This is a genomic window from Pseudomonas sp. LB1P83 (assembly GCF_054897885.1).
The window spans coordinates 2,130,356-2,157,233 of the sequence record NZ_CM142709.1 but is presented as its reverse complement, the minus strand read 5'-3'; the positions used below and the strand labels follow the sequence as shown (position 1 = coordinate 2,157,233).

The window sequence follows — 26,878 nt, the reverse complement described above, 5'->3', positions numbered from 1 at the left end:
CTGGTCGCAAAATTTGTGTTCACAACAGATCCAATGTGGGAGTGAGCCTGCTCGCGATGACGTCAGCCCAGACACCGCAGCCCTCAAGGCTTACGCAACAAATAGGTATCCATAATCCACCCATTGGCCACCCGCGCCGCCTTGCGCACCCGCTCAATCTCATCCGCCACGTCTTTGAGCTTGCCGCTGATCAAAATCTCATCCGGCGTTCCCAAGTAAGCCCCCCAGTAAATCTCCGTCTCCGGATCCGCCACCTGATGGTAGGAATCCTCGGCATCGAGCATCACCACCAGGCTATCGGCATCGCTCACCTGCCCCGCCGCGAGCCGTCGGCCGGTGGTGATTTCAATCGAGCGGCCGATGCGATTCAGCGGCACCTTATGCTGCGCCGCCAGTGCCTGAACGCTGGTGATGCCGGGGATCACTTCATACTCGAACGCACAGCGGCCCGAGGCGAGGATCGCCTGCAAAATCCTCAGGGTGCTGTCGTACAGCGCCGGATCGCCCCACACCAGAAAACCGCCGCACTGGTCGTCGGAGATTTCCTCATTGATCAGCCGTTCAAAGGTTTGCTGCTTGGCGAGATTCAGATCTTCGACACTGGTCTTGTAGTCCACATCCCCGCGTTCGCGCTCCGGGCTGTGAACTTCGACGAAGCGATAGTCGTGATCGGTGATGTAGCGCTCGCAGATCTCACGGCGCAGGTCGATCAGCTTGTCTTTGCTCTGGCCCTTGTCCATCAGGAAAAACACGTCGACGAGGTTCAGCGCCTTCACCGCCTGCATCGTGATGTAGTCGGGGTTGCCGGCGCCGATGCCGATGACCAGAAGCTTTTTCATCAAATGACTCCTTCAAGCAAACGCAGGCGCCAGCGGCCAGTGAACCGCAACTCGATGGCCGACAATGGCTCGACGTCGATCAGGTTGAACGCCGCCGCCTGCAACACCTGCGTCAATGCGGCGCGAATGACAAAAGGATGGGTGATGGCAAGGATATGCCCCGGTGTTGTCTCAAGGGACTTGAGCCACTGCGCCACGCGCTCACCCAGTTGCATGACCGACTCACCGCCATGCGGCGCAGAGGCCGGGTCGTCGAGCCAGGCTTGCAGCGCCTCGGGCTCGGTCTTTTGCAAGTGATCGATCCGCGCTCCGTTCCAGCGTCCGAAGTCGCAATCCCTCAGCGCCGAGACGATTTCAACGTCATCGCCAAACAACTCGGCTGTCTGCTGCGTGCGCAACTCCGGCCCACAGAGCACACGTGGCACGCGCTCGAACTGGCTGCAACGCGATCCCTTCGCCGAATGCCCATAAAATTCCAACGGCTCATTCGTAGGAAACGTCGCCAATTTTTGTGCGACGGTTCGAGCGTGGCACATCAGGGTCAAACGGGTTGCCTGCACGGATTATCACCCTGTCGATGAAATGGTAAACGGCACAACGCCGCAAACAATGACGCAATTGTGCCGCAAGACGCTTGATCCAGGGCGTTTCGTTTAAATTGGCAACGACGGAATGCTTACTCATTCAACCCTTGAAATTCGGCAATCTCCGACAGCCTTGCGGGCGATGGACTACAAGGCCGGTCGACTTCCGTGTAGCCCCCAGCGCACGGGCATTTCGCCTCATTTTTGACGCTGGAAAAACCATGGAAAAATTCACTAGACATGTAGCATGCGCTACATAAATACTGTTTTAGCAATTTATGAAACAAAACCGACACACCCATCCAGCAGGAGCCCGGATGCCCTCTCTCAGAGACCTGATCACCGATCCCGGCCTGGACCTTACGCCGTCGGAACGCAAAGTCATTCGTGCCTTGCTGGACCAGTACCCGCGTAACGGGCTGGGACCGATGTCACGTTTGGCCGAACATGCCGGTGTCAGCGACCCCACCATCGTGCGACTGGTAAAAAAACTGGGTTTCAGCGGTTACGCCGATTTTCAGGATGCCCTGCTCAGCGACATGGACCATCGCCTTCGGTCCCCCAGCACCCTGTTGCAGCTTCGCTCTCAGCTTCAGAAAGGCGACGCATGGAGTCATTACCTGGCGGACACCCATCGGGCGCTGGTGGATACCCATGCCCTGACCCAACCCGAAGATGTGCGGATACTGGTGGAATGGCTGCTCGATACCCGCCATCAGGTTCATTGCTTTGGCGGGCGCTTCAGCAGCTTTCTCGCCAACTATTTGCTCAACCATTTGCGCCTCCTGCGCCCGGGCTGTTTCACCCTGGAAGACAACGCGCAACTGCCGGACAGACTGTTCGACGTGCAGCGTCAGGACGTGGTGCTGGTGTTCGACTATCGCCGTTACCAATCACAAGCCCTGCGCGTGGCCAATGCGGCGAAAAGTCGATATGCCCGAGTGGTGTTGTTCACTGACATCTATGCTTCACCGCTGCGGGAAATGGCCGACCTGATTATCAGCGCGCCGGTGGAATCGGTGTCGGCCTTCGACACCTTGGTCCCGGCGCTGGCCCAGGTCGAGGCGCTGATTGCCTGCCTGACCCTGCGCAGTCCGGAGCTGGCCGATCGCCTGGAAGGCATCGATGCCCTGCGGACCGACTTCGACACCCACCTGCTGGAGGATAAATAAGGATGTTCACGCTCCCCCACCACTCGCCCCGGGACTTACCGTTCACTGCCGATCACACCGCGCTGTTGCTGGTGGACATGCAGCGTGCCTGGCTCGAACCGCAGTTCGACCCGCACCTCAACGGACCGGACGGCGAATACTTCCTGACTCGCGCCCACATGCAGGTGGTGCCCAATCAACGCCGGCTGCTCAGCGCTTTCCGCAGCGCGCGGCAAAACGTGCTGCACACGATCATCGAAAGCCTGACTGCCGATGGCCGCGACCGCTCGCTGGACCACAAACTCTCGGACATGCACTTGCCCAAGGGCAGTGCGCCGGCGCGGATCATCGACGACCTGACACCGACAGAAAACGAAATCGTCCTGCCCAAGACCTCCTCCGGGGTGTTCAACTCCACCAACATTGACTACGTGCTGCGCAACCTTGAGACGCGGCATCTGATCATCGCCGGCATCGTCACCGACCAGTGCGTGGACATGGCCGTGCGTGACGCTGCGGACCGTGGCTACCTGGTAACGCTGGTGGAGGATGCCTGTGCGACCTACACACCCGAGCGTCATCAAGCCTGCCTGAACGCGATCAAGGGTTACTGCTGGATCACCGACACCCAGACCGTGCTCGGCCGGTTGCAGGAGATGCAACCATGAGCGAACGCCTGTCGCCGCTGCCCATGACCACCATTGTCACCACCGACTTGATCGGCGTGACGCGCGGACGCTCGTTTCCGACGGACGAACTTGAACACTATCTGGCGACGGGCTGCGGCTGGGTGCCGGCCAACAGTGCCCTGACCCCGCAAGACATCATCGCCTCCACCAATCCGTGGGGCGCTTATGGCGACTTGCGCCTGATTCCCGACCTGAGCAGCCGGGTAACGGTCAGCAATGGCCCGGATACCACGGCCCCGGCGCTGGACTTCATCCACGGCGACATTCGTGAAACCGATGGCCGCCCGTGGGGGGCCTGTCCGCGAACGTTGTTGCGCAATGAAGTGGAGCGGTATCGCGCCGAACTGGGCTTGCAGGTCAATGCCGCGTTCGAACATGAATTCAACCTGAGCAGCGACGCGGCTGATCAGCTGGCGTTCTCCCTTGAGGCCCAGCGTCAGGGTGCCGAGTTCGGTGGCTGGCTGCTCAGTGCCCTGCGCGCCGGCGGCGTCGAACCGGAAATGTTCCTGCCCGAATACGGCAAGCATCAATACGAAATCACCTGCCGCCCCACCCTCGGTGTGGCAGCGGCGGACCGCGCAGTGAACGTGCGCGAGATCACCCGCGAAATCGCCCGGCAGATGGGCCTGGACGTGAGCTTCGCGCCCAAGACCTCCGAGCATGCTGTGTGCAACGGCGTCCATCTGCATGTCAGCCTGCTGGACCTGGACGGTCAACCGCTGATGTACGACGCCGGCACCCTCAATGGCCTGTCGACCCTCGGCCAGCACTGGGCCGCCGGCATCCTGCATTATTTGCCGGCACTCTGCGCGTTTACTGCGCCGACACCGGTGTCCTACGAGCGTTTGCAACCGCATCACTGGAGCGCCTCCTACGCCTGCCTCGGCCAGCGCAACCGCGAAGCGGCGCTGCGGATCTGCCCGACGGTGAGCCTGGGCGGCAAATCCGTGGCGGCGCAATACAACCTGGAGTTTCGCGCCATGGACGCCACGGCTTCGCCGCACCTGGCCATGGCCGCACTGCTGATCGCCGGTCGCCTGGGCATCGAGCAACGCCTGGTCTTGAACGCGATCACCGATGAAGTCCCTGACTCCTTGAATGAAGAACAACGCCACGCCCGAGGCATCATCGCCCTGCCCGCTTCCCTTGCGCAGGCGCTCGAGTGCCTGCGCAACAGCGAGGCGCTGATCGAAGCCTTGCCGAGCGCGTTGATGGACACTTACTTCGCCCTTAAAACCGAGGAACTGACGCTGACGGAACAGCTGTCGCCCACCGAACGCTGTGAGCACTATGCACGCCTGTACTGAACCCGCTGAACTCGGTCTTTTTACCGAGCCTGCGTACACCCTGAGCCGCGAAGACTCAGAGCACCCGTTGATTCTGGTGTGCGAACACGCCAGCCGCTTTATCCCGGCCGGGTTAAATGACCTGGGCCTGAGTCATGAAGCGGCGCGCGAGCATATCGCCTGGGACATTGGCGCACTGGCACTGGCTGAGGGCCTGTCCCGGGCAATTGGGGCAACATTGCTGGCGGCCAATTACTCACGGCTGTTGATTGACCTCAACCGCCCGCGCCATGCCCCGGACAGCATCCCGTCGCAGAGCGAGATTTATCAGATACCGGGTAACCGGGATCTGGACGAGGCGACGCGCGATTACCGCCGCGAATGCCTGTTCAAACCGTTTCATGCCCGGCTGCAAACCTTGATCGACCAGCGAGTCGCACAAGGGCGGCCGGTTCGGGTCGTCGGCATTCACAGCTTCACCCCGGTTTTCCACGGCCAGCCGCGCGCGCTGGAAGTCGGCGTGCTGTTTCGTGAAGCCAAGGGCTACGCCCAACGCTTGATTGACGGGTTGAACCGGCATCCATTGAAGGTCGCCGGCAATGAACCGTACAAAATCAACCCGCTGGGCGACATGACCGTGCCGGTGCACGGCGATGCACGGGGACTCGAGTCGGTATTGATCGAGGTGCGCAACGATCTGCTGCGCACCCCTGAAAATGTCAATCGCTGGACCGCTTACCTGGCACCGCTGTTGTAAAAGAATCGCGTCAAACTCGCAGCTCGTGGCTGCTTTCATCCCAAGGAGTAGGGCTTCATGGAAATAGAAGAATTCGGCTACAAGCAGGAGTTGAAACGTAGCCTGTCGCTGACCGACCTGGTGGTGTACGGGATGATCTTCATGATCCCCATCGCCCCGTTCGGTGTGTACGGTTACGTCAACGCCGAAGCGCCAGGGATGGTGCCGCTGGCCTACATCATCGGCATGGTTGCGATGCTGTTCACGGCCCTGAGTTACGGCAGCATGGCGCGGGCCTTTCCGATTGCGGGTTCGGTGTATTCCTACGCGCAACGCGGCCTCAATCCGCATGTCGGGTTTATCGCCGGTTGGTTGATGCTGCTCGATTACCTGCTGATTCCGCCGCTGCTCTACGTGTACGCGGCCATGGCGTTGAATCACCTGTACCCGGACATCCCCAAAGTCGGTTTCATCCTGGCGTTTCTGGTCAGCGCAACCTTCGTCAACCTGCGGGGCATCACCTTCACCGCCCGCATGAACATTGTGTTTCTGCTGGCGCAACTGGTGGTGCTGGGGATCTTCCTGTTCTACGCCTGGAATGCGCTGCACAGCGGCGGCGGCAACGGTCAACTGACCCTGGCGCCGCTGTACAACCCCGACACCTTCAATTTCGCTTTGCTGATGCAAGCCGTGTCGATTGCGGTGCTGTCCTTCCTCGGCTTCGATGCGATCTCCACCCTCGCCGAAGAAATCAAGGGCGACCCGGGCCGTAGCGTCGGCAAGGCGGCGCTGATCACCCTGTTGGTAATGGGCGTGATCTTCGTCGTGCAGACCTGGATTGCCACTGACCTGGCGGCCGGCATGGGCTTCACCTCTACCGACACCGCGTTTTATGAAATCGCCGAAATCGCCGCCGGCAGTTGGCTGGCAACCCTGACCGGCGTGGCCACGGCCCTGGCCTGGGGCGTAGCGGTGGCCATCACTTCGCAAGCGGCGGTATCGCGCCTGCTGTTCGGCATGGCCCGGGACGGCAAACTGCCGAAGGTGCTGGCCAAGGTTCACCCCAAACACAACACCCCTTACCTGAGCATCTACCTGGTGGCCGTGCTGTCGCTGGTGATCTGCTACCTGTTCATCAACTCGGTGGACACCCTCACCTCGCTGGTGAACTTCGGCGCGTTGAGCGGATTCATGTTGCTGCACCTGACCGTCATCAATTACTACTGGCGTCGGCAGAAGTCCGGTCAGGTGATCCGTCACCTGATCTGCCCGGTGATTGGCTTCATCATCGTCGCCGCCATCATGTACAACATGGGCGTCGATGCACAAAAACTCGGCCTGATCTGGATTGCCCTCGGCCTGGTGTATCTGTTTTTCCTCAACAAGCTGGGCGCCAGCACGGTATTGCCCGACCCGAGCAACGGCTGACAAGAAAAAGAGCGGCGTCTGACAACAAATCAGGCGACCGCCGATTTAATGCGTGGAAACCGACAGTGATAGTCAGGTTCGGTACACATCGCCGAACCCTTTGATACAGGAGTACATCCATGCTGGTCTTACGCCCAGTCGAGTTAACCGACCTGCCCCAGTTACAGCAACTGGCGCGCGACAGTCTGGTCGGTGTCACGTCCTTGCCGGACGACACGGAGCGCCTGCGGCTGAGGATTCTCGACTCCAGCGCCTCGTTCGAGAGTGACGTGGAGGTTAATGGCCCGGAGAACTATTTCTTCGTGCTGGAGGATCTCGCGGCCCGGCGTCTGGTGGGCTGCTCGGAAATCCTTGCCACCGCCGGCTTCAACGAGCCGTTCTACAGCTTGCGCAACCGTCACTTCACCAGCGCCTCCCGGGAGCTGAACATCGAGCACGGTGTGCCGGCATTGTCGTTGTGCCAGGACCTCAGCGCCCACACCTTGCTGCGCGGCTTTCATATCGACACGGCGCTAGTTCGCACGCGGTTTTCAGAGTTGCTGTCCCGGGCGCGTCTGTTGTTCATCGCCGCCCATTCGCAGCGCTTTGCGGAAGCGGTGATCACCGAGATCGTCGGTTACAGCAGCGATGAAGGGCAATCACCATTCTGGGATGCACTGGGCAAGCATTTCTTCGACCTGCCCTACGCCGAGGCCGAGCGGCTCTGTGGTCTGGAGAGCCGGACCTTCCTCGCCGAACTGATGCCGCACTACCCGATTTACGTGCCGATGCTGCCCCAGGCTGCACAGGATTGCATCGGCCGGATCCACCCCGATGGCCAGGAAGCCTTCGATATTCTTGAGCGCGAGGGATTTGAAACCAACAGCTACATCGACCTGTTCGACGCTGGCCCGACGCTGTATGCACGGACCTCGAATATCCTCTCCATCGCCCAAAGCCAGACCGGCACGGCGCAACTGGCTTCACCCATCGATGGGTGTGGCAGCTACCTGGTGAGCAACGATGCGCTCAGGGATTATCGCGCTATCGTCGCCGAGCTGAATGTCCAGACCGGGCAACCGGTCGGGTTGAGCGCCGAGATGTGCGCGGCCCTGAACGTCACCGATGGCAGCCCGATCCGGCTGATTGCCCTGTGAGCATCACCCGGCCCCGTGCCCAACGACAGCGCCCGAACGGGCGCGAAGAAGGAGCTGCATCATGATTGTCCGCCCGGTTCGCATCACCGACCTGCCCGCCCTGATGGATCTGGTGCAACAGGCCGGCCCCGGGTTCACCACCCTGCCGGCCAACGAAGAACGCCTGACGCACCGGGTGCGCTGGGCTCAGCGGACCTTCGCCGAGCAGGTCGAGCGTGCGGATGCCGATTACCTGTTCGTGCTGGAAGATGACGATCAGCAAGTGGTCGGCATCAGTGCGTTGGCCGGTGCCGTTGGCCTGCGTGAACCCTGGTACAACTATCGGGTCGGGCTGACGGTCAGTTCGTCGCCGGACCTGGGCATTCAGCGGCAGATTCCGACGCTGTTCCTGAACAACGAAATGACCGGCCAATCGGAAATCTGCTCGCTGTTTCTGCGGCCCGATCAGCGCCATGGCAGTAACGGTCGGCTGCTGTCCCTGGCGCGCCTGTTGTTCGTTGCCGAATTCCGGCACCTGTTCGGCGACAAGCTCATCGCCGAACTGCGCGGCAGCGCTGACGAACAGGGCTGTTCACCGTTCTGGGACAGCCTGGGCCGGCACTTCTTCAAAATGGATTTCAGCCACGCCGATCACCTGTCGGGGCTGGGCAGCAAATCGTTCATCGCCGAACTGATGCCACGCCAACCGCTCTACACCTGCCTGCTCACCGAACAGGCCCAGGCCGTCATCGGCAAGGCACACCCGAACACGGAACCGGCGCTGAAGATTCTCAAGGCCGAGGGTTTTGTTCATCAGGGCTACATCGACATCTTCGACGCAGGCCCGGTGATCGAAGCCCCGATCGCGAGAATCCGCACCGTGCGCGACAGCCAGCCGCTGGTATTGGCCATTGGCACGCCTGACGAGCAGGCCCCGGTGTGGCTGATCCACAACCGCCGCCTGGAAAACTGCCGTATCACTACCGCCCAGGCCAGGCTTGTGGGCAACAGCCTGATCGTCGACCGACTCACGGCGAAACGCCTGCAACTGCAACCGGGTAATTCTGTGCGAGCGGTGCTGCTGCCCAATCAACAGCGGCAGGCTGTGGCGGCCTGATCATAATCTGAAACCTTCCCCACCCTGTGGCGAGGGAGCTTGTCGGAACGCCGCCCCGTCCCGCTGGGCTGCGAAGCGGCCCCAAAAACTGCCACCACTTTTTTCCAGACATACCGCGCCCAGCGTTTTACGACTGCTGCGCAGCCGAACGGGAGCAAGCTCCCTCGCCACAGGTAAATCCCCTTACCTCAGCCACCCCCTCACCACAGACAAGCCCCCTAGCCACACGAGTCAGCATCAATCCGAGCCACCCCACAAAATTCGTCATCATCTTCCCCTCGTCCGCGTGATAGCCTTTTGTTCCTTCGGCGTTGACACCTTTGCTCAAGCCTTTCCATTCCTTTGTATTGGTGGAACTCATATGTCCAGGCTTTCTCATCAAGATTTGCGCCGTAATTTCCGTGAGCTGTTTGCTTCCAACGCCTGCTACCACACGGCGTCGGTCTTCGACCCGATGTCGGCCCGCATTGCCGCTGACCTGGGGTTTGAAGTGGGTATCCTCGGTGGTTCGGTCGCCTCGTTGCAGGTGCTGGGCGCCCCCGACTTTGCCTTGATCACCCTCAGTGAGTTCGCCGAACAGGCTACGCGCATCGGCCGTGTGGCCCAATTGCCGGTCATCGCCGACGCTGATCACGGCTACGGCAACGCGCTCAACGTGATGCGCACCATCGTCGAACTGGAACGCGCCGGCGTGGCCGCCCTGACCATCGAAGACACCCTGCTGCCGGCGCAATTCGGCCGCAAATCCACCGACCTGATCGGCGTTGCAGAAGGCGTCGGCAAGATTCGCGCGGCCCTGGAAGCCCGGGTCGACTCGGAAATGGCGATCATCGCGCGTACCAACGCCGGGATCTTGCCGGTCCAGGAAATCATCAGCCGCACCCAGCAATACCAGAAAGCCGGTGCGGACGGGATTTGCATGGTAGGTGTTCGTGACTTCGATCACCTCGAACAGATTGCCGAACACCTGACCGTGCCACTGATGTTGGTGACCTACGGCAACCCGGCGCTGCGCGATGACAAACGCCTGGCTGAACTGGGCGTGCGGGTGACCATTGATGGTCATGGCGCGTACTTCGCGGCGATCAAGGCGACGTACGACAGCTTGCGCGAACAGCGGCAGATCTTTACCCAGGCATCGGATTTGAGCGCTACCGAGCTGACTCACACGTATACGCAGCCTGAGGAATACATCCGCTGGGCGGAAGAGTTTATGAGTGTGAAGGAATAGCGGTCAGCTGACGTATTTGTAGCGACTGCAATGGCCTCTTCGCGAGCAGACTCGCTCCACATTAAATCTCAGTCGATCATAGGACTTGTGTTCACAGGAGATCCAATGTGGGAGTGAGCCGGCTCCGGGCGGCGTTCCGACGATAGCGTCAGCTCAAACACCGCTATATTGCGGTTTTAAACCCCTCCTCCCGCTGCAACGCCCGCGCCTGAATCACCCCCAGAATCGCGCACCCTTCGCGCATCAGCAGATGCACCGCGCCGGTTACGCGCGTCAAATCACAATCGGAAATACCTTTGAGGCCGAGGGAGGACAAGGTGTCTGCCAGATCGCGAACCACGGTAAAGCGATGCGCGGCGCAGGCGGCGAGGTCACTGAGTTCTTTGTGGGTATTGATGAAGAGCACCGGGGTTTCGGCGTCGTAGGTGTCGATGGGGAGGTAACGGGGTATTACTTGGTCGGACATGGGTGAAACTCCTGTAGTTAGAGCAACCACCATTCGCGGCCAAGCGAAAAAGGTGGCAGCCGTACGCGGGTTGGCCGACCGGGCTACAGGACCCCGGCACACCCGGAGGTGTCCCGCGCACAGCCGCCATAACACAATGTTTCAGACGTTAATCGCCTGAACGGTGTCGGGTTAGCTGGCGTTCCTGTATCCGACCGGCCAAGGTCGTTCGCGAAGTTTTCCGCGAGTCCGAACTATAGGGGGCGATGCTGGAACGCGGCAACAGGGTACGTTGTAGGAAACGTCTTGGAAAGTTGTGCGCAACTTAATCATCGGTCCCCCACGCGGTAGGAACGCAATTTCACCAACACCGAATATCCCTGTGGCGAGGGGATTTATCCCCGTTCGGCTGCGCAGCAGTCGTAATTCGCTGAACGTGGTGCGGCTGAAAAAACGCGATAGTAGATTTTGGGGCCGCTTCGCAGCCCAACGGGGATGAATCCCCTCGCCACAGGTTCTCGCTCGACTGATGATTGTCTTAAGTGAACAGCATTACGCTCCTACAGGGGACTTTTGCAGGCCTCAGACCGGGTCGAGCAGTTCGTGTCGGGGCTGGCCGTCGACGCGGCAGATAACGCGGTTGCGGCCGGTGCTCTTGGCTTCGTAGAGCGCCTGGTCTGCATCGTTGAGCCACAGGGTGGCGTCGGTGTGGGCCGGGTTGAACGCCGCCAGGCCAATGCTCAGGCTGACTTTCAGCGCCGGGTCCTGCTCGTAGCCCAGGGAGGCGAAGCGATCACGCAAGGCATCCATGGCTGTCGCCGCGCTATCGAGGGGCAAGTCCGGGAGGAGCACGCAGAATTCGTCACCGCCATAGCGCCCCGCCACGTCAGTCGCCCGCAGGTTCTGCTTGAGCATTTTGCTCAGCTGCCGCAGCACGATGTCCCCGGCGACGTGGCCGTAGGTGTCATTGATTATTTTGAAATGGTCGATGTCGATCAACGCAATCGCCCCGCCCTGCTGCTGGCGTTGGCAGCGCTGGAATTCAACTTCGAGCTGATCTTTCCAGGCGCCATGGTTCAGCAGGCCGGTGAGGCTGTCGGTTCGGCTCAGGGCCAGCAGTTCGCGTTTGTGTCGGCCAAGGGTGGTGGCCTGGCGAAAGCAGATCCAGCCCAGCGCGAGTGGATACAAAATCAGCAGCGGTAAGCAGGCATACAGTTGCAACGCTCTGGTTTGCGCGAAGAAGACCGGTGTGAAAATCAGCAGGCCGACACCGATCCCGAGAATCTGTGCGACCGTGCCCACCAGCAGGAAACGCAAACCGCCAATGGCCACATTGTTCATGGCCATCATGGACAGCGTCGCTGCGCTCGGCAGCGGATTGAATTGCATGGCGGCGACCCAGAAGCCGCCGAGAAAGGCATCGACCAGGATGTTGCGGTGTTCGGCGTGAAAGGGCACCTTCGCCCGACGCGCCCATTGATAGGCAACGTGCGGCCAGATCACGCCATTGAATAGCATCAGCGCCCAGACCCACGGCGCCGGATTCAGCGGATACATCGCCGCGCCCACGCACAACAGCCCCAAGGCCAGACCCAGGGTTCGCGATGTATAGAGCCTCCTGGCCAATGAAAGTCCTTTTCCTCCCGTTTTTCCCATAGGGGCCTCTGCGCCACAGAACGGAACCTGACACCACAAGGGTTGCGGGTGTGCTGGGAGTCTATCAGGGCAACGTTAAATAGCCATCACCGGCGGGCAGCCTGAAGACAATGCAGTCTGTAGGAGCGAAGCTTGCTCGCGAAGAACGATGACGCGGTTTTGCCTGATATACCGCAGCGCCCCATTCGCGAGCAAGCTTCGCTCCCACAGGTTATGTGTGCAATGTTTGGGCTATACATGAAGGGAGGATTGGATAAACAACGATTAAAAAAGGAGGCCCATGCAGACCTTTCAAGTGTTGATCATCGGCAGCGGTTTTGGCGGTCAGTGCGCGGCGATCAATTTGCTCAAGGCAGGCATCGACGATTTTCGCCTGCTGGAACGACGGGACTTCTTTGGCGGCACCTGGTGCCAGAACACCTACCCCGGCGCGGCCGTCGATGTGCCTTCGCCGCTCTACTCACTGTCCTTTGCCCCTTACCGCTGGACGCAAATGTTCGCCGAACAGGCTGAGCTGCACCACTACACCCAGTACGTGGTGGAGCACTTCGGCCTGCGGGACAAGGTCGAACTGGAGGCTAATGTCGAGCGCATCGAGTGGGACGCCGAAGGCCAACGCTGGGCAGTGCATACCGGCGCCAAAGGCACGTTTTACGCCCAGTTCCTGATCAACGCGACGGGGCCGCTGAGCCAACCCGTCGTCCCACACTTTGAAGGGCAAGAACGCTTTAAGGGCAAGACTTTTCACACAAACAACTGGGATCACACCTTCGACTATCAGCACAAACGCGTCGCCATCGTCGGCAGCGGCGCCAGTGCGGCGCAGGTCATTCCGGCCATTGCCCCCGACGTCGAACACCTGCATGTGTTCCAGCGCACGCCGCACTGGGTATTGCCGCGCGCCGACCGCACCTTCGGACCTTTCCAGCGTTGGCTGCTGGGCCTCAAACCGGCGTACAAACTGCTGCGCTGGATGCTCTACTGGCAGTTCGAAACCCGTGTCATCGCCTTCAAATACTCGAGACCGGCCATCCGCCTGGTCCAGCAACACGCCCTGCGCTTCCTCAAACGCCAGGTGCCCGACCCCGAATTACGCCGCAAACTGACACCGGACTTCACCATCGGCTGCAAGCGAGTGATTGTCTCAAGCACCCTTTACCCGGCGCTCGGCCGCAGCAACGTGACGCTGCACAGCCGCGAGCAGGGCATCGCGTCCATCGACGAAACCGGCATCGTCACCCAGGACAGTCAGCACATCGACCTGGACCTGATCGTCTGGTCCACCGGGTACGACGCCACCGACGGGGTGATTTCCTACCCGGTCACCGGCAAAAACGGCACCCGGCTCAAAGACGTCTGGGCGCAGTACCCGCGGGCTTACCTGGGCACCAGCCTGCCGGACTTTCCGAACCTGTTTATCGTCACCGGGCCCAACACCGGCATCGGCCACACCTCGGCGCTGTTCATCATCGAATCGCAGATGAATTACATCCTCGACTGCATCCGCACGCTGAAAGAACACGGTTTGCGCAGCATCGAAGTGCGCCCCGAGGCAGAACGTACCTACACTGAGATGATCCACCGCGAAATGGAGCGCACCGTGTGGAAGTCCGGAGGTTGCCACAGTTGGTATCAAAGCAAGAGCGGTCATGTGATTGCCATGTTTCCGGGGTTCAGTTTCAGCTACCACCGGTTGACCCGGGCACTGAAACCCGCTGACCACATTTTGTCCTGATCACGTAAAAGGAAGATGCCTGATGCTTGTGTTGGTTGTCCTTATCGCGGTTTTTGTAGCCTGGAGCTGGCTGAGTTACCCAGCCATCGGTTACTGGCTCTATGACCTGAATATGGCCATGGAAGCCAAGCTGTATCGGCTGCACAAAATCGTCGTACCCATCTCGGAGATGACCGTCTCGACCTGGCAAGGCGGTCCGTACGAAGCGTCCAGCAGTGTGCTGATGCTGCACGGCTTCAGTGCCGACAAGAACGTCTGGCTGCGCTTCGCACGACACTTTGTCGGCAACTATCGGGTGATCATCCCCGACATCGCCGGTCATGGCGAAACCGGGTTCAAGGCCGGTGGCGGCTACGACATCCCCCTGCAGGCCAAGCGGATGATCCAGTTGCTGGACGTTTGCGGGGTCGAGAAAGTCCATGTGATCGGCAACTCGATGGGCGGCTACATCGCGGCGTGGCTGGCGGCGACTTACCCGGACCGGATTGCCTCCGTCGCCCTGATCGATCCGGCCGGCGTCACTTCTCCCGAGCCCAGCGACCTGGAGCGACATTTGGCCAAGGGTCACAACCCGTTTTTGATTCATTCACGGGAGGAGTTCCAGCGCTTCTACGCCATGACCATGGCCGAGCCGCCTTGGGTGCCCGGCGTGGTGCTGGACGCCATCGCGCAGCGTTATGAACAGACTCGCGATGAGCTGGAAGAAATCTTCAACGACTTCCGTGCCAGCCCGCCGATGGAGCCCAAACTGCCCGACATCAAGTGCCCGGCGCTGTTGCTGTGGGGGCACAAGGACCGTCTGATCGACGTCAGCAGCGTGGCGGTGTGGAGTAAAGGCATCGCTGATTTGCGCGTGGACATCTGGGATCACAGTGGCCATATGCCGATGGTCGAACAACCGGCCAATACCGCGCGGTTGTACCGGGAATTCCTCGGATCGCTGCGCTCGGAAAGCCGTTCTCATCTGTAATCCCTCACTAATCCTGTAGGAGCGAGGCTTGCCCGCGAAGCTTTTTGGCGCCTTCAAAGGCCCCTTCGCGGGCAAGCCTCGCTCCTACAAGGGTTGTGGGCAGCCAATATTGCGTCAGTCCTTGGCAGAATGAAGTCCGTCAGAAACTTCGTTTGTCGGCGTTGCAGAAGGCTGCGATCTTTTCCCGCATCCTTTACGTCTCCCGCGCCAGGAACTTTTTCATGAGCCATCCAAGCTTCGTCAGCCCTGACCTGATCCGCCAACGCTTCTCCAAAGCGATGTCCGACATGTACCGCGAAGAAGTGCCGCTGTACGGAGCGCTGATGAAGTTGGTGGAGCAGACCAACCGTCACGTGCTGGACAGCGATCCGCAGGTCGCCCGCCAACTGAACAGCACCGGCGAAATCGAGCGGCTGGACCTGGAGCGTCACGGCGCGATCCGCGTCGGCACCGCTAACGAACTGGCCACCCTCGCCCGCCTGTTCGCGGTGATGGGCATGCACCCCGTCGGCTATTACGACCTGACCCCGGCCGGCGTTCCCGTGCATTCCACGGCATTCCGCGCCGTGCACGAAGCTTCATTGCAAGTCAGCCCGTTCCGGGTGTTCACCTCACTGCTGCGCCTGGAACTGATCGAAGACCTGGAACTGCGAGCCTTCGCCCAATCGGTGCTGGATAAACGCCAGATCTTCACCCCGGCAGCGCTTGCACTGATCAAGCGTGCCGAAGCCGAGGGCGGTCTTACCGAACAAGAAGCCCAGGATTTCGTCGAACAGGCGCTGGAAACCTTTCGCTGGCACCACAGCGCCACGGTTACCGCCGAGCAGTACCAGAAACTCGCCGCACAGCATCGACTGATCGCCGACGTGGTCGCGTTCAAGGGCCCGCACATCAATCACTTGACGCCGCGCACCCTGGACATCGACATCGTCCAGGCGCAAATGCCCACCCATGGCATCACGCCCAAAGCCGTGATCGAAGGCCCGCCCTGCCGTCAGTGCCCGATCCTGCTGCGCCAGACCAGCTTCAAGGCGCTGGACGAGCCGATCGCCTTCACCGATCAAGCCGAGACGCGCGGCAGCCACAGCGCACGCTTCGGTGAAATCGAACAGCGCGGCGCAGCGCTCACGCCAAAAGGCCGGGCACTTTACGATCGCCTGCTCAACGCTGCCCGTGATGAGTTGAAGGATTTCCCCAACGAGGCCAATGCCGCACGTTACAACGCGCTGATGACGCAGCACTTCAGCGAATTCCCTGACACCTACGAAGGCATGCGCCAACAGGAACTGGCGTACTTTCGCTACTTCGTCACGGAAAAAGGTCTGGCGGCGGATGAGCTGAAATCGTTGCCGCTGGAAGATTTGCTCAGCGGCGGCTATTTGCGGGTTGAACCGTTGGTGTATGAGGATTTTCTGCCGGTGAGCGCGGCGGGGATCTTCCAGTCGAACCTTGGGGATGCGGCGCAGGTAAATTATGGCGTGCATTCGAACCAGCAAGCGTTTGAACAGGCGCTGGGGCGCTCGACCATTGATGAATTGGGACTGTATGCCGAGACGCAGAGACGCTCGATCGAGCAATGTTTTGCCGCGTTGAACCCCGCTACCTAAGGCGCCGCGGACCTGTAGCAGCTGTCGAGCAGCGCGAGGCAGCGTTCGGCTGCGCAGCAGTCGTGAAACCTGAGTTTGCGGTCTTCCTGAAACACCGCATCGCCTGATTTCACGACTGCTTCGCAGCCGAACGCTGCCTCGCGCTGCTCGGCAGCTGCTACAGGTCCAGTGTTTAGGCTAGTTTCTTCAACAACGCCTCAGCCGCAGCCTCGGACGATGCCGGGTTTTGCCCGGTGATCAGCAAGCCATCGGTGAGCACATAACTCGCCCAATCCGCGCCCTTGGAATACTCCCCACCCTTCTCCTTCAGCATGTCCTCCACCAGAAACGGCACGACATCCGTCAGTTGCACCGCCTCTTCTTCAGTGTTGGTAAACCCCGTCACGCGCTTGCCTTTGACCAGTGGCTGGCCATCGGCACCTTTGACGTGACGCAACACACCCGGCGCATGGCAGACCGCTGCGACCGGTTTTCCTGCCTTGATAAACGCCTCGATCAGCGAGATCGAATAGCGGTCTTCGGCCAGGTCCCACAGCGGACCATGACCGCCGGGATAAAAAACGGCGTCGTAATCGTCGGGCCTTACGGTACTCAGCACAGCGGTGGAAGCCAGTGCTGACTGGGCCGCGGAGTCTTTGCGAAAGCGATCGGTGGCAGCGGTTTGCGCGTCCGGCTCGTCGCTTTTCGGGTCCAGCGGCGGCTGACCACCCTTGGGGGAGACCAGGGTCAATTGAGCGCCGGCATCCTTGAAAGCGAAATACGGTGCGGCGAATTCTTCCAGCCAGAAGCCGGTTTTCTTACCCGTGTTACCCAATTGATTGTGGGACGTTAAAACCATCAGGATTTTCATGTCGTTCTCACTCCACTTCGGGGTTGTTCGGACGCTCGACGGCGCTGTTTTTATGGACCACTCGGCCCGTCGATTCGTTGCACCGGATGCCAGGTGCCTTTGAGTGATGGCGCAAAGCCTTGCTGCGCAAGAAGTTGCGCACTGCTCGCGCCAAAAGCCCCTAAAGGATCGCTGATCGCCCGGCCTGTCAGGCCTTCCAGCCGAGTGCGCAAGTTCTTGCGCAGTGCTGCGCAAGAACTTGCGCATATTCAGGCGACAGCGCTTTTAGAAATATTCGCCGCCCTCTAAAAAAAGCCTCAACACCTTGATTTACATGGTCTTGTCCGTTTCTGGCACGGACCTTGATAACAATCAGGCACCCACCGGGCGATACCGCCTCCCGGGCACCCTAAATTTTTAGCAAGGAGCACATCCATGGCTACACCAGCGTACATGTCCGTCACTGGCGAGAAACAAGGTCTGATCACTGCCGGCGCATTCACCGCCGACTCGGTTGGCAACACCTACCAGGAAGGTCACGAAGACCAGGTCATGGTTCAGGCTTTCAGCCACGACGTGATCATCCCGCGTGACCCACAGTCCGGCCAACCAACCGGTCAGCGCGTACACAAGCCAGTCGTGATCACCAAGGTCTACGACAAGGCTTCGCCACTGCTGCAGGCGGCTCTGACCTCCGGTGAGCGCATGAGCGAGATCGTTATCCAGTGGTACCGCACTTCGGCTCAAGGTACCCAAGAGCACTACTACACCACCAAACTGGAAGACGCGATCATCGTCGCCATCAACAACAAAATGCACAACTGCCAGGATCCGTCGAACTCCCACTTCACGCACCTGGAAGAAGTACAGTTCACCTACCGCAAAATCACCTGGACCCATGAAGTATCCGGTACTTCGGGTTCCGATGACTGGCGTCTGCCGGTCGCCTAAATCAGGCCGACCGTCTCAAGCATCGGCCAGCTCTGCTGGTCGATGTTGTTTACGCCCTTCCAGAATTTTCGCGTCCGCAAGCGCCCTGCCCGGGTGTAGCGTACGCCGCTGCACTGCACAAGGAACAAGGGATGTTCGCGCCGGCCAATCAAACTCACTTTGCCCTGACCATCGAAGGTCTTTCCAGCGACTTCCAGGTCCTTTCCCTGCAAGGTCGGGAAGCCATCAGCCAGCCTTTTGTGTTTGAGGTGGAATTGGTCAGTGAACAGCCGTCGCTGGACCTCGAGACCCTGCTGCACAAACCGGCCTTTTTGCAGCTCTCGCCTGACGGCAGCGGCATCCATGGCCAGATCTATCGCGCCGCCCAGGGTGATTCCGGCAAACGCCTGACCCGCTACGCGGTGACCCTTCGCCCGCAATTGTCCTACCTCGCGCACCGCATCAACCAACGCATCTTCCAGAACCTCAGCGTGCCGAAAATCATCGGCACGGTCCTTGAAGAGCACGGCATCCAAAGCAACGCCTATGAATTCAAAGTCGGGGCGATTTATCCCGAGCGCATTTACTGCGTTCAGTACGATGAGTCGGACCTGCAATTCATCCAGCGCCTGTGCGAGGAAGAAGGTATCCACTACCACTTCCAGCACAGCGCCACGGCCCACAAACTGGTGTTCGGCGATGACCAGACGGTGTTCCCGAAACTCGCCCCCGTGGCCTATCAGCAAGACTCCGGCATGGTCGCCAACGACCCGGTGATCAAGCGCTTCGACCTGCGCCTGGAAACCCGTACCAGCCGCACCACCCGCCGCGACTACGACTTCGAAAAACCGCGCATCACCCTCGAAAGCGAAAACCGCGGCGACGCCCTGCCCGACCTCGAAGACTACGACTACCCCGGTCGCTTCATCGACCGCGAGCGCGGCAAACACCTGGCCAAGCGCAACCTGGAACGCCACCGCAGCGACTTCCAACAGGCCGAAGGCAAAAGCGATCAGCCGTTGCTGGTCAGCGGCCATTTCCTGGCCCTGACCCAACACCCGAAAGCCAAATGGAACGACCTGTGGCTGTTGACTGAAGTCCTTCACGAAGGCAAACAGCCGCAAGTGCTGGAAGAGTCGGTGACCAGCGACACCACCAGCCTCAAAGGCGATTTCCACCAGGGTTACCGCAACCGCTTCCAGGCCACGCCATGGGACGTGCCGAACCGCCCGCCGCTGACGCAAAAGAAGCCGCGCATACTCGGCAGCCAAAGCGCCGTGGTCACCGGGCCCAAGGGTGAAGAGATCCACTGCGACCAGTACGGCCGCGTCAAAGTGCAATTCCACTGGGACCGCGAAGGCCAGGCCGACGACAAGACCAGTTGCTGGCTGCGTGTCTCCTCCGCCTGGGCCGGCGCCCACTACGGCGGCATCGCCATCCCGCGGATCGGCATGGAAGTGCTCGTCACCTTCCTCGAAGGCGACCCCGACCAACCGCTGATCAGCGGCTGCCTGTACCACAAGGAAAACGTCGTCCCGTACCCGCTGCCGGCGAACAAAACTCGCAGCACCTTCAAAACCCTGAGTTCCAAGGGCGGCGGAGGCTTCAACGAACTGCGCATCGAAGACAAAAAAGGCCAGGAGCAAATCTTCCTGCACGCCCAGCGCGACTGGGACGAAAACGTCGAACACGACCAGAAAATCCGCGTCGGCAACGAACGCCACGACACCGTCGAGAAAAACAGCTACAGCGAATTCAAGGCCGAAGAACACCACACCGTCTACGCCGACCGCAAAGTCGAAGCCCGGGCGAACGACCACCTGACCGTGGGCATGAACCAGCACATCAAGATCGGCACCGGGCAATTCATCGACGCAGGCCAGGAAATCCACCTGAGCAGCGGCATGAAAGTCGTGCTCGAAGCCGGCAGTGAACTGACCCTGATCGGCGGCGGCAGCTTCATCAAGATCGATGCCGGCGGCGTGACCCTGAGCGGGCCGGTGATCAACATGAATTCCGGCGGTGGGCCGGGTAGCGGGACTGGCGCTGCACCACTGATGCCCGGTGTGCTGAAACAGGCGGATGCGGACAAGGCTGGCGCGGTGCTGACCCCGGCGCAGATCAATACGCTGAAACGTAATGCGCCGTTTTGTGAAGAATGCGAGAAGTGCAAGGCAGGTGCTTGTGCGATCTGATCTGTTGACTCCGCAGGCTTGGCTTGCTGACAAACCGTTGCAGGCAGGTGAACGCCTATACCTGATCGTCAGTGCTGCCAGCGATGCCGAACCGCTGAAGGCCTACTACCAGCAAGAGATGGCACCAGAACTGATACCTATCTGGGGTGGCACGCCTTACGCCGATTGGCAGCCAGTCATGCCCTATCTCGCCGAGCTGAAGCCAAACGCCGGTTTTTTGCAATGGATTACCGAAACCGATGCCCAGGATTGGGGTTGGCTGGCGGTGTCCACCAGCACGGCGGACGTGGTGTTTGAACATCTGCGCAGTTTGACTCAAGTACGCATGCCTGATGGAACAGAGGTGTTTTTCCGGTTCTGGGATGGGCGACATATTTACCCGATTCTTGAAGGTCTGGGTGCCAGCGCTGGCGAGGTGCTGCCCGTGTTCGACCGTTACTTGATCAACGGGCAGAGCCTGACGGTGGGACCAAGGTCCGTACCTCCGGCGAAGAAATGGCCGTGGTGGGAAGTGCCACAGAAGCTGCTCGATACGCTGGCGGAAAAAGACCACACCACCGTCGTCGACAACCTGATGCAGTGGCTGGGCGAAGACTGCCCGGAGCTGTTCTTCGCTTTCCCTGAAAGTAACTTGCGCCACAAGGTCGAGCGCTTCGTTCGCCAACAACCCAATACAGAAGATATGGCAGAGCGTCTTGCTGCTCAGCTGACAAAGGAAGTCACGTCATGAATACCCCGATTGGTACCTTGGTCCTGCGCGTGCTGGACGCCAAAACGCCTGACGTGAACCTGATTCTCAAAGACTTCAAAAACTGCCTGAGCGATTACAAGGAGTGGGCGGACGGTTTTCTCACTGGCTGGGCACTCGATGTCGACCAGACATTCAAAGTCGGCAATGAAGTCAGCGTCACCAAACGCAAGACCAAAACCGGTGCGGTCGAGACCTACGCAACCTGCCCCCTGGCGGGCGACTTCACCCTGATCCACATGTTCGAATCGGCGCGCTTCGTCCCCATCGGCAACACGCCAGTGAAACTGGAGCCCGTCACCAAAGGCACGCTCTACGACGACGTCACCGGCCCTGCCATTGAAACAACCATCGGTCCCAGCGGCATCAAGGTGATCGACGGCTGCAAGAAAGGCCAGATGTACCGCATCACCTTTTTCCCCAACGTTTCCCAGAGCAACGTCAAAGCGCTCTACGACTCCTATCAGGGCGTAATCGGCAATCTTGAAGGCTGGTTGCAAAGCGAGTGGTCGGGCAAGTTTCAGCCACAGTGGGCCAGCTACTCGGCGGCCGACCGCATGGGCCGTTCGGTCATCCTGTTGAAACAAGCGATGGATGGCCTGGAAAAAGCGTTGCTCAGGCTGTGGGACGACATCAAAAGCCTGTTCGAACTGCTCGCACATCCGAAGGAAAACCTCGAAAAGCTGCGTAAATACCTGTCGGATGTCGAGATCGACAAGCTCTATGCCGCCTCCAAGGAGTCTATTGCTTCAGGCCTGTTGATCCTCAGTGATGAACCCCTGATGTTCATCTACGTTTCGGCAATTGTTGCCTGGGTCGGCATGCTGCCTCCACAGGTCATTGTTGACGTAGTGACGGCGATTGCAGCGGAGTTCCTGATCAACGTGGTGCTAGGCATTTGCCTCACCGGTGGTGCGGGGATCGCTGTGCGGGTTGGCACCAAGGCGATGTCTACCGTCAAGTCCGGTACAGCCATCAAGTACCTCGAAGAACTGGCCGCGAAACTAATGACGTTGAGCGGCAAACACAGCCTGCCGGCACACGCTGAAGTGTCGAAACCGTTGATTGCCAGCGCCAAGAATGTGCCGATGAAGCCGACCAAGACGGCGGCGATTAAAATCGACGAGGCTGCCGCCAACGGGTCTAAAAGTCAGGTGCCGAAAACCGCCGATACGCCAAAGCAGGAAGTGAAAGATGCTTCTTCGTTTCCGCGTGGCAAGAAAGAAAAACAGACCACCCTCACCCCCAAGGAAAAGGTCGACGACGTTTCGACGCAGTCGAAGACGCCCGACGATAAAAGCGCCACCTGCGCCAAGAAAACCTGTACCAATGGTTGCCCCGTGTCGATGGTCACGGGCGAAGAGCTGCTGACCCTGACCGATGGCGAGCTCGGTGGTTTGTTGCCCTTCAGCTGGACGCGCCTCTATCGCACCAGCGCCGCAGAAATCGATTGCGGCCTCGGCTACGGCTGGAGCCATGCCTTGGCCCAACGTGTCGACATCCACGAAGACGAAGTCATCTGGACCGACCACGAGAACCGTGTCACCACGTTCCCGCTGCCAAGCGTGCAGCGTCCGGCGATCACCAACAGCCTCTCGGAAGCGGCCATTTTCATCGGTGACGACCCTTCCGAACTGGTGCTCACGCAGGCCGGCGAACGCAAGCAGTTCTACCACTTCCGCTACAACAGCAAGGGCGCCACGCTAATCGCCATCAGCGACGATTACGGCAATCGCCTGCACATTACCCGTGACATCCACGGGCGAATCAAGCGTGTGGATAACGGTGCCGGTCGCGCCCTCCTCGTGCGTTATGACCGCAAGCACATCGTCGCCATCGACTATCAGCAGTTCAGCCCGGCGGACAATCTGGAAGATGCCTGGAGCACCGTTCAGACCCTGGTCACCTATGGCTACGACGCCCAGCATCGCCTGATCGAAGCCCGAAACGCAGCGGGCGAGGCAGAACGCTACGCCTACAACGATCAAAACGTCATTCTTGAGCGCCAACTGGCTGGTGGCGCGAGCTTCTACTGGGAATGGGAAAAGGAAGGCAAGTCGGCACGCTGCATCCATCACTGGGCGAGCTTCTCGCAGATGGACGCGCACTACGCCTGGGATGACAAGGGCAGCGTCACGGTTACCAACGCCGACGGCAGCGAAGAAATCTACACCCACGACGATCAGGCCCGACTGGTCGCCAAGGTTGACCCGGATGGTGCCGAACACCTCAAGGCCTACGATGACAAAGGCCGGCTGATTGCCGAAAAAGATCCACTCGGCGCAGTCACCGAGTACCAGTACAACGAAGCCGGCCGACTGGTCGCAGTGATTCCACCGGAAGACGCCCCCACCACTTACGAGTACTACCACGGCTTCGTACGAGTAGTGAATCGTGGTCCGGCCACCTGGACCTACTGGCGCAACGATCAGGGCGATATCACCGAACAAATCGACCCGGACGGCAACTCGACCCACTACAGCTACAACCGCCAGGGCCGTCTGCTGGAGATCCGTCATCCTGATGGCAGCCGCCACCAACTGGGCTGGAACAACCTTGGCCAACTGCTCGAAGAACAGCTGCCGGACGGCGGCCAGCGCAAGTATCGCTACGACGCGTTGGGCCGACAGATCACACGCCAGGACGAAAGCGGCGCGATCACCCACTATCAATGGGACGCTGCCAACCGCCTCGCGCAAATCACCCTGCCCGGCGGTGCAACCCGTGCGTTCACCTATAACGCTTACGGCAAAGTCACCGCCGAACGCGATGAACTGGGCCGCGTCACCCGTTACGAGTATGCGGATAACCTGCATCTGGTCAGCCGCCGCATCAACCCGGACGGCAGCCAACTACGTTACCACTACGACAACTCGCGCCTGTTGCTCAGCGAGATCGAAAACGAACGTGGCGAGCACTACCACCTCGATTACTACCCTAACGGCCTGATCCAGCAGGAAACCGGCTTCGACGGTCGCCGCACCGCCTACGAATACGATCTCAACGGCCAATTGCTGAAGAAAACCGAATTTGGCGACGACGGCAGCGAACTGGTTACCGAGTACCAGCGCGACGCCGCTGGCCGCTTGCTGGTTAAAACCTTGGCCGATGGCGAAGAAATTCACTACAGCTACGACGCACTGGGTCGCCTGGTAAACGTCGACGACGGCCAGTGGCCTCTCGCCTACGAATACGACCTGCAAGACCGCCTGATCACCGAACACCAGGGCTGGGGCACCACGCGTTACGAGTACGACAAACTCGGCCAACTGAGCCACTGCCGCCTCCCCGACGGCAGCAAACTCGACTACCGCCACCAATCCGGCGGTCGCCTGAGCAGCATCGACCTCAACGGCTCGCGCCTAACCACTCACCAGTTCAGCGCCGGCCGCGAGCAGCAACGTCAACAAGGCCTGCTACTCAGCCAATACCAGTACGACGAACAAGGCCGACTGCAAGCCCACACGGTGGGTCAGCAAGATCGCAACCTGTTCCAGCGGCGCTACGCCTACGATGCCAATGGCAATCTCGCGGGCATCGACGACAGCCGCAAAGGCAATCGTAGCTACCACTACGACCCGCTCGACCGACTGATCAACGTCCGTGGCAGCACCCCGGAAAGCTTTGCCCACGACCCGGCAGGCAACCTCCTGGGCCAGGGCGACCAGCCAACCGCAAACCTGGCCAACGTCAAAGGCAATCGCCTGCTCATGCAAGGCGACCGCCACTACGACTACGACGCCTACGGCAACCTGGCGCGCGAACGTCGAGGCACCGGACAGAAACTCGTCACCGAATACCGTTACGACTGCCAACACCGCCTGATCGGCGTCAGCCTCCCCGGCGGCAGTAATGCAACCTACAAATACGACGCCTTTGGCCGCCGCATCGCCAAAACCGTCGATGGCCACACCACGCAATTCCTGTGGCAAGGCGAACGCCTCATCGCCGAAAGCGCCGACAACCGCTATCGCAGCTACATCTACGAACCGGGCACCTTCCGCCCATTGGCCATGCTCGACGGCGAAGGCCCGCTCAAAGCCGAGCCGTTCTACTACCAACTCGACCACCTCGGCACCCCGCAGGAACTCACCGACTACAGCGGTGAGATCATGTGGTCGGCCAAGTACCGCGCTTATGGCAACCTTGCTGCGTTGGATGTCTCTGAAATCGACAACCCGCTGCGGTTTCAGGGGCAGTACTTCGATGCGGAGACAGGCTTACATTACAACCGGCATCGCTACTACAATCCCGGGACCGGACGGTATCTGACGCCGGATCCGATCAAGCTTGCGGGTGGGTTGAACAACTACCAGTACGTGCCTAACCCTACGGGGTGGGTGGATCCGTTGGGGTTGGATACATGTCCAGGCGGTGATGCATGCAAACCACCCAACAACTCTGCAAATGCGACAAAGCCCGAAGGCTTGCCGATGACGCAGGAAAAATTTGATGAAATCATCGACCTTGATAAAACTAAGCGACCCGATGACCCCGGTGACTATCTGCCAGCGAGCTACATTAATGCGCACCGAGAGCTATTCACAAAGGAAGGCGGCTCGTTTGTAGTAATCGAAAAATGGATTACAGGTACTAGATTCCCTAGTCTTCCCGAGCGCAAATTCGTTGGTTTATCGTCTGAAATGGATAAGGTTGTGGGTAAGTACAAGTCATCCAAAAACGACTGGCGGGTACTCAGCGATGAACTTAATCTGGGCGCGGATGACCTTTCCGATACTGCGATTTATCTTGTTCGTGTAAAACCGGGAGATGCGCGATTCAAGTTCGAAATGCCGAATGGAAAAGAAAATGGTGCCTATCCAAAAGAATGGGTCCCCGGTGGAGCAACGAAAAGCGGGACTAAAGAGGCAGCCCTAATAGGCTCTGAAAAAATCCAACACAACAAAAATGTTGATGAATTACTAAGCCAATTTGAGGACTGGGAGAAACTCCAATGAAAACTAAATTTCAGATCGCGCTGGAAAACAACGAGCCGGCAGAGTTCTTCAAAGGTCAAGGGCAATATTTTTCCCGAGATCCTGACTGGGGAGACCACCTCTACATCAACAACTGGCAGGGGCTCTGCGGGCACCTTAAACTGAAAGACAACCCAAATGAAATACTGCTTGAAGTATTCAGTAAATACTTAATATCGCTGAAAAACACCTATGAAGATGCGGACTCCTTACTACTAAACATCAGTTGCTACTACTCAATGCGAAAAGACACACCTTTCATGTCCGCCGATGGTTTTGATTTGGTATCAAACCTTAACGAACCAAACAAAAAAATAATCGGAGATCTGTTTAGAATACTTCGTAGTGAGTACGCCAAAAAAAACGTCGGCAAACCCGTGATAAGTCTCGATCAATTCCTGTCTGAAATCAAAACAAACGGCTGTAAAGTTGACTTAGAAAAACTGTAGAACGTAAAGCAGCAAGCGAGGGAAATTGGAGGCCATCTGCTATTTTTTTGGAGAGCAACCAAACTCGAACCAAAAGAAATAGCTTTAATTGGATCAGAGCGTATTACCCATGACAGGCGGGTGGGGACGTTGTTGAAAAACTTAGACGGGCGGAAAACAATT

General features: G+C 59.3%; 21 protein-coding genes. 16 read left to right on the top strand and 5 right to left on the bottom strand.

The annotated features are described in order from the left end of the window. Positions 1-83: 83 nt before the first annotated feature. Together cobF and ACYZTY_RS09965 are read right to left on the bottom strand one after the other, a co-directional pair. Complete coding sequence (gene cobF, locus ACYZTY_RS09970) at positions 84-839, bottom strand: precorrin-6A synthase (deacetylating) (RefSeq protein WP_461958314.1); 756 nt, start codon at positions 837-839, stop codon at positions 84-86. After that, entirely contained in the window at positions 839-1,399 is a 561-nt protein-coding gene (locus ACYZTY_RS09965; RefSeq protein WP_461958313.1) for a histidine phosphatase family protein, read from the bottom strand. The genes cobF and ACYZTY_RS09965 overlap by 1 nt, the downstream gene beginning before the upstream one ends. A gap of 341 nt (positions 1,400-1,740) precedes the next feature. Between ACYZTY_RS09965 and ACYZTY_RS09960 the strand changes: the two genes are divergently transcribed. The 8 genes from ACYZTY_RS09960 (at position 1,741) to ACYZTY_RS09925 (ending at position 10,176) form a co-directional block, all read left to right on the top strand. Next, positions 1,741-2,595, top strand: coding sequence for a MurR/RpiR family transcriptional regulator (locus ACYZTY_RS09960; protein WP_461958312.1), 855 nt, complete (start codon positions 1,741-1,743; stop codon positions 2,593-2,595). Between the two features lie 2 nt (positions 2,596-2,597). Further along, the gene (locus ACYZTY_RS09955; protein ID WP_461958311.1) at positions 2,598-3,242 is read left to right on the top strand and encodes a cysteine hydrolase family protein; all 645 of its coding nucleotides are present in this window, start codon (positions 2,598-2,600) and stop codon (positions 3,240-3,242) included. Beyond that, a complete protein-coding gene (locus ACYZTY_RS09950) occupies positions 3,239-4,570 on the top strand; it encodes a glutamine synthetase family protein (protein ID WP_461958310.1) in 1,332 nt (443 codons plus the stop codon). Before ACYZTY_RS09955 ends, ACYZTY_RS09950 begins: the two co-directional genes overlap by 4 nt. Continuing rightward, positions 4,554-5,306, top strand: a complete 753-nt coding sequence (locus ACYZTY_RS09945; RefSeq protein WP_461958309.1) for an N-formylglutamate amidohydrolase — start codon at positions 4,554-4,556, stop codon at positions 5,304-5,306. The genes ACYZTY_RS09950 and ACYZTY_RS09945 overlap by 17 nt, the downstream gene beginning before the upstream one ends. Before the next feature lie 57 nt (positions 5,307-5,363). Beyond that, a complete protein-coding gene (locus ACYZTY_RS09940; RefSeq protein WP_461958308.1) occupies positions 5,364-6,713 on the top strand; it encodes an APC family permease in 1,350 nt (449 codons plus the stop codon). 119 nt (positions 6,714-6,832) lie between these two features. After that, positions 6,833-7,849, top strand: a complete 1,017-nt coding sequence (locus tag ACYZTY_RS09935) for an arginine N-succinyltransferase (protein ID WP_461958307.1) — start codon at positions 6,833-6,835, stop codon at positions 7,847-7,849. 61 nt (positions 7,850-7,910) lie between these two features. Further along, on the top strand, positions 7,911-8,945 hold the full coding sequence (astA, locus tag ACYZTY_RS09930) for an arginine N-succinyltransferase (RefSeq protein WP_461958306.1): 1,035 nt from the start codon (positions 7,911-7,913) through the stop codon (positions 8,943-8,945). A 361-nt stretch (positions 8,946-9,306) separates the two neighbouring features. Then, the gene (locus ACYZTY_RS09925) at positions 9,307-10,176 is read left to right on the top strand and encodes an isocitrate lyase/PEP mutase family protein (protein WP_461958305.1); all 870 of its coding nucleotides are present in this window, start codon (positions 9,307-9,309) and stop codon (positions 10,174-10,176) included. Between the two features lie 163 nt (positions 10,177-10,339). On the opposite strand, the gene ACYZTY_RS09920 is transcribed toward ACYZTY_RS09925, so the two are convergent. Next, the gene (locus ACYZTY_RS09920; protein ID WP_461958304.1) at positions 10,340-10,642 is read right to left on the bottom strand and encodes a hypothetical protein; all 303 of its coding nucleotides are present in this window, start codon (positions 10,640-10,642) and stop codon (positions 10,340-10,342) included. Between the two features lie 561 nt (positions 10,643-11,203). Further along, positions 11,204-12,277: a diguanylate cyclase gene (locus ACYZTY_RS09915; protein WP_461958303.1), complete on the bottom strand. Its 1,074-nt coding sequence runs from the start codon at positions 12,275-12,277 to the stop codon at positions 11,204-11,206. Between the two features lie 280 nt (positions 12,278-12,557). Here ACYZTY_RS09915 and ACYZTY_RS09910 point away from each other — a divergent pair, with 280 nt between their 5' ends. The 3 genes from ACYZTY_RS09910 (at position 12,558) to hglS (ending at position 16,589) form a co-directional block, all read left to right on the top strand. After that, on the top strand, positions 12,558-14,012 hold the full coding sequence (locus tag ACYZTY_RS09910; RefSeq protein ID WP_461958302.1) for a flavin-containing monooxygenase: 1,455 nt from the start codon (positions 12,558-12,560) through the stop codon (positions 14,010-14,012). Positions 14,013-14,034: 22 nt separating this feature from the next. Continuing rightward, on the top strand, positions 14,035-14,982 hold the full coding sequence (locus ACYZTY_RS09905) for an alpha/beta fold hydrolase (RefSeq protein WP_461958301.1): 948 nt from the start codon (positions 14,035-14,037) through the stop codon (positions 14,980-14,982). Between the two features lie 221 nt (positions 14,983-15,203). Further along, positions 15,204-16,589, top strand: coding sequence for a 2-oxoadipate dioxygenase/decarboxylase HglS (gene hglS, locus ACYZTY_RS09900; protein ID WP_461958300.1), 1,386 nt, complete (start codon positions 15,204-15,206; stop codon positions 16,587-16,589). Between the two features lie 172 nt (positions 16,590-16,761). Here the strand turns inward: hglS and ACYZTY_RS09895 are convergent, their stop codons facing one another. After that, complete coding sequence (locus tag ACYZTY_RS09895; protein WP_461958299.1) at positions 16,762-17,439, bottom strand: type 1 glutamine amidotransferase domain-containing protein; 678 nt, start codon at positions 17,437-17,439, stop codon at positions 16,762-16,764. A gap of 414 nt (positions 17,440-17,853) precedes the next feature. On the opposite strand from ACYZTY_RS09895, the gene ACYZTY_RS09890 reads away from it, so the two are divergent. From ACYZTY_RS09890 to ACYZTY_RS09870, 5 genes are all read left to right on the top strand, one after another. Further along, positions 17,854-18,369: an Hcp family type VI secretion system effector gene (locus ACYZTY_RS09890; protein WP_033058787.1), complete on the top strand. Its 516-nt coding sequence runs from the start codon at positions 17,854-17,856 to the stop codon at positions 18,367-18,369. A 131-nt stretch (positions 18,370-18,500) separates the two neighbouring features. Then, positions 18,501-20,543 carry a type VI secretion system Vgr family protein gene (locus tag ACYZTY_RS09885; protein ID WP_461958298.1) on the top strand — a complete coding sequence of 681 codons (2,043 nt, stop codon included), beginning with the start codon at positions 18,501-18,503 and terminating at the stop codon, positions 20,541-20,543. After that, a complete protein-coding gene (locus ACYZTY_RS09880; protein WP_461958297.1) occupies positions 20,488-21,273 on the top strand; it encodes a DUF4123 domain-containing protein in 786 nt (261 codons plus the stop codon). The genes ACYZTY_RS09885 and ACYZTY_RS09880 overlap by 56 nt, the downstream gene beginning before the upstream one ends. Further along, positions 21,270-26,249 carry an RHS repeat-associated core domain-containing protein gene (locus tag ACYZTY_RS09875; protein ID WP_461958296.1) on the top strand — a complete coding sequence of 1,660 codons (4,980 nt, stop codon included), beginning with the start codon at positions 21,270-21,272 and terminating at the stop codon, positions 26,247-26,249. Before ACYZTY_RS09880 ends, ACYZTY_RS09875 begins: the two co-directional genes overlap by 4 nt. Continuing rightward, on the top strand, positions 26,246-26,716 hold the full coding sequence (locus tag ACYZTY_RS09870) for a hypothetical protein (RefSeq protein WP_461958295.1): 471 nt from the start codon (positions 26,246-26,248) through the stop codon (positions 26,714-26,716). The genes ACYZTY_RS09875 and ACYZTY_RS09870 overlap by 4 nt, the downstream gene beginning before the upstream one ends. Positions 26,717-26,878 lie beyond the last annotated feature (162 nt).

Coding starts and splice junctions, on each gene's coding strand:
- cobF (WP_461958314.1), bottom strand. CDS start 839: ATGAAAAAGCTTCTGGTCATCGGCATCGGCGCCGGCAACCCCGACTAC.
- ACYZTY_RS09960 (WP_461958312.1), top strand. CDS start 1,741: ATGCCCTCTCTCAGAGACCTGATCACCGATCCCGGCCTGGACCTTACG.
- ACYZTY_RS09955 (WP_461958311.1), top strand. CDS start 2,598: ATGTTCACGCTCCCCCACCACTCGCCCCGGGACTTACCGTTCACTGCC.
- ACYZTY_RS09950 (WP_461958310.1), top strand. CDS start 3,239: ATGAGCGAACGCCTGTCGCCGCTGCCCATGACCACCATTGTCACCACC.
- ACYZTY_RS09945 (WP_461958309.1), top strand. CDS start 4,554: ATGCACGCCTGTACTGAACCCGCTGAACTCGGTCTTTTTACCGAGCCT.
- ACYZTY_RS09940 (WP_461958308.1), top strand. CDS start 5,364: ATGGAAATAGAAGAATTCGGCTACAAGCAGGAGTTGAAACGTAGCCTG.
- ACYZTY_RS09935 (WP_461958307.1), top strand. CDS start 6,833: ATGCTGGTCTTACGCCCAGTCGAGTTAACCGACCTGCCCCAGTTACAG.
- astA (WP_461958306.1), top strand. CDS start 7,911: ATGATTGTCCGCCCGGTTCGCATCACCGACCTGCCCGCCCTGATGGAT.
- ACYZTY_RS09925 (WP_461958305.1), top strand. CDS start 9,307: ATGTCCAGGCTTTCTCATCAAGATTTGCGCCGTAATTTCCGTGAGCTG.
- ACYZTY_RS09920 (WP_461958304.1), bottom strand. CDS start 10,642: ATGTCCGACCAAGTAATACCCCGTTACCTCCCCATCGACACCTACGAC.
- ACYZTY_RS09915 (WP_461958303.1), bottom strand. CDS start 12,277: ATGGGAAAAACGGGAGGAAAAGGACTTTCATTGGCCAGGAGGCTCTAT.
- ACYZTY_RS09910 (WP_461958302.1), top strand. CDS start 12,558: ATGCAGACCTTTCAAGTGTTGATCATCGGCAGCGGTTTTGGCGGTCAG.
- ACYZTY_RS09905 (WP_461958301.1), top strand. CDS start 14,035: ATGCTTGTGTTGGTTGTCCTTATCGCGGTTTTTGTAGCCTGGAGCTGG.
- hglS (WP_461958300.1), top strand. CDS start 15,204: ATGAGCCATCCAAGCTTCGTCAGCCCTGACCTGATCCGCCAACGCTTC.
- ACYZTY_RS09895 (WP_461958299.1), bottom strand. CDS start 17,439: ATGAAAATCCTGATGGTTTTAACGTCCCACAATCAATTGGGTAACACG.
- ACYZTY_RS09890 (WP_033058787.1), top strand. CDS start 17,854: ATGGCTACACCAGCGTACATGTCCGTCACTGGCGAGAAACAAGGTCTG.
- ACYZTY_RS09885 (WP_461958298.1), top strand. CDS start 18,501: ATGTTCGCGCCGGCCAATCAAACTCACTTTGCCCTGACCATCGAAGGT.
- ACYZTY_RS09880 (WP_461958297.1), top strand. CDS start 20,488: ATGCGCCGTTTTGTGAAGAATGCGAGAAGTGCAAGGCAGGTGCTTGTG.
- ACYZTY_RS09875 (WP_461958296.1), top strand. CDS start 21,270: ATGAATACCCCGATTGGTACCTTGGTCCTGCGCGTGCTGGACGCCAAA.
- ACYZTY_RS09870 (WP_461958295.1), top strand. CDS start 26,246: ATGAAAACTAAATTTCAGATCGCGCTGGAAAACAACGAGCCGGCAGAG.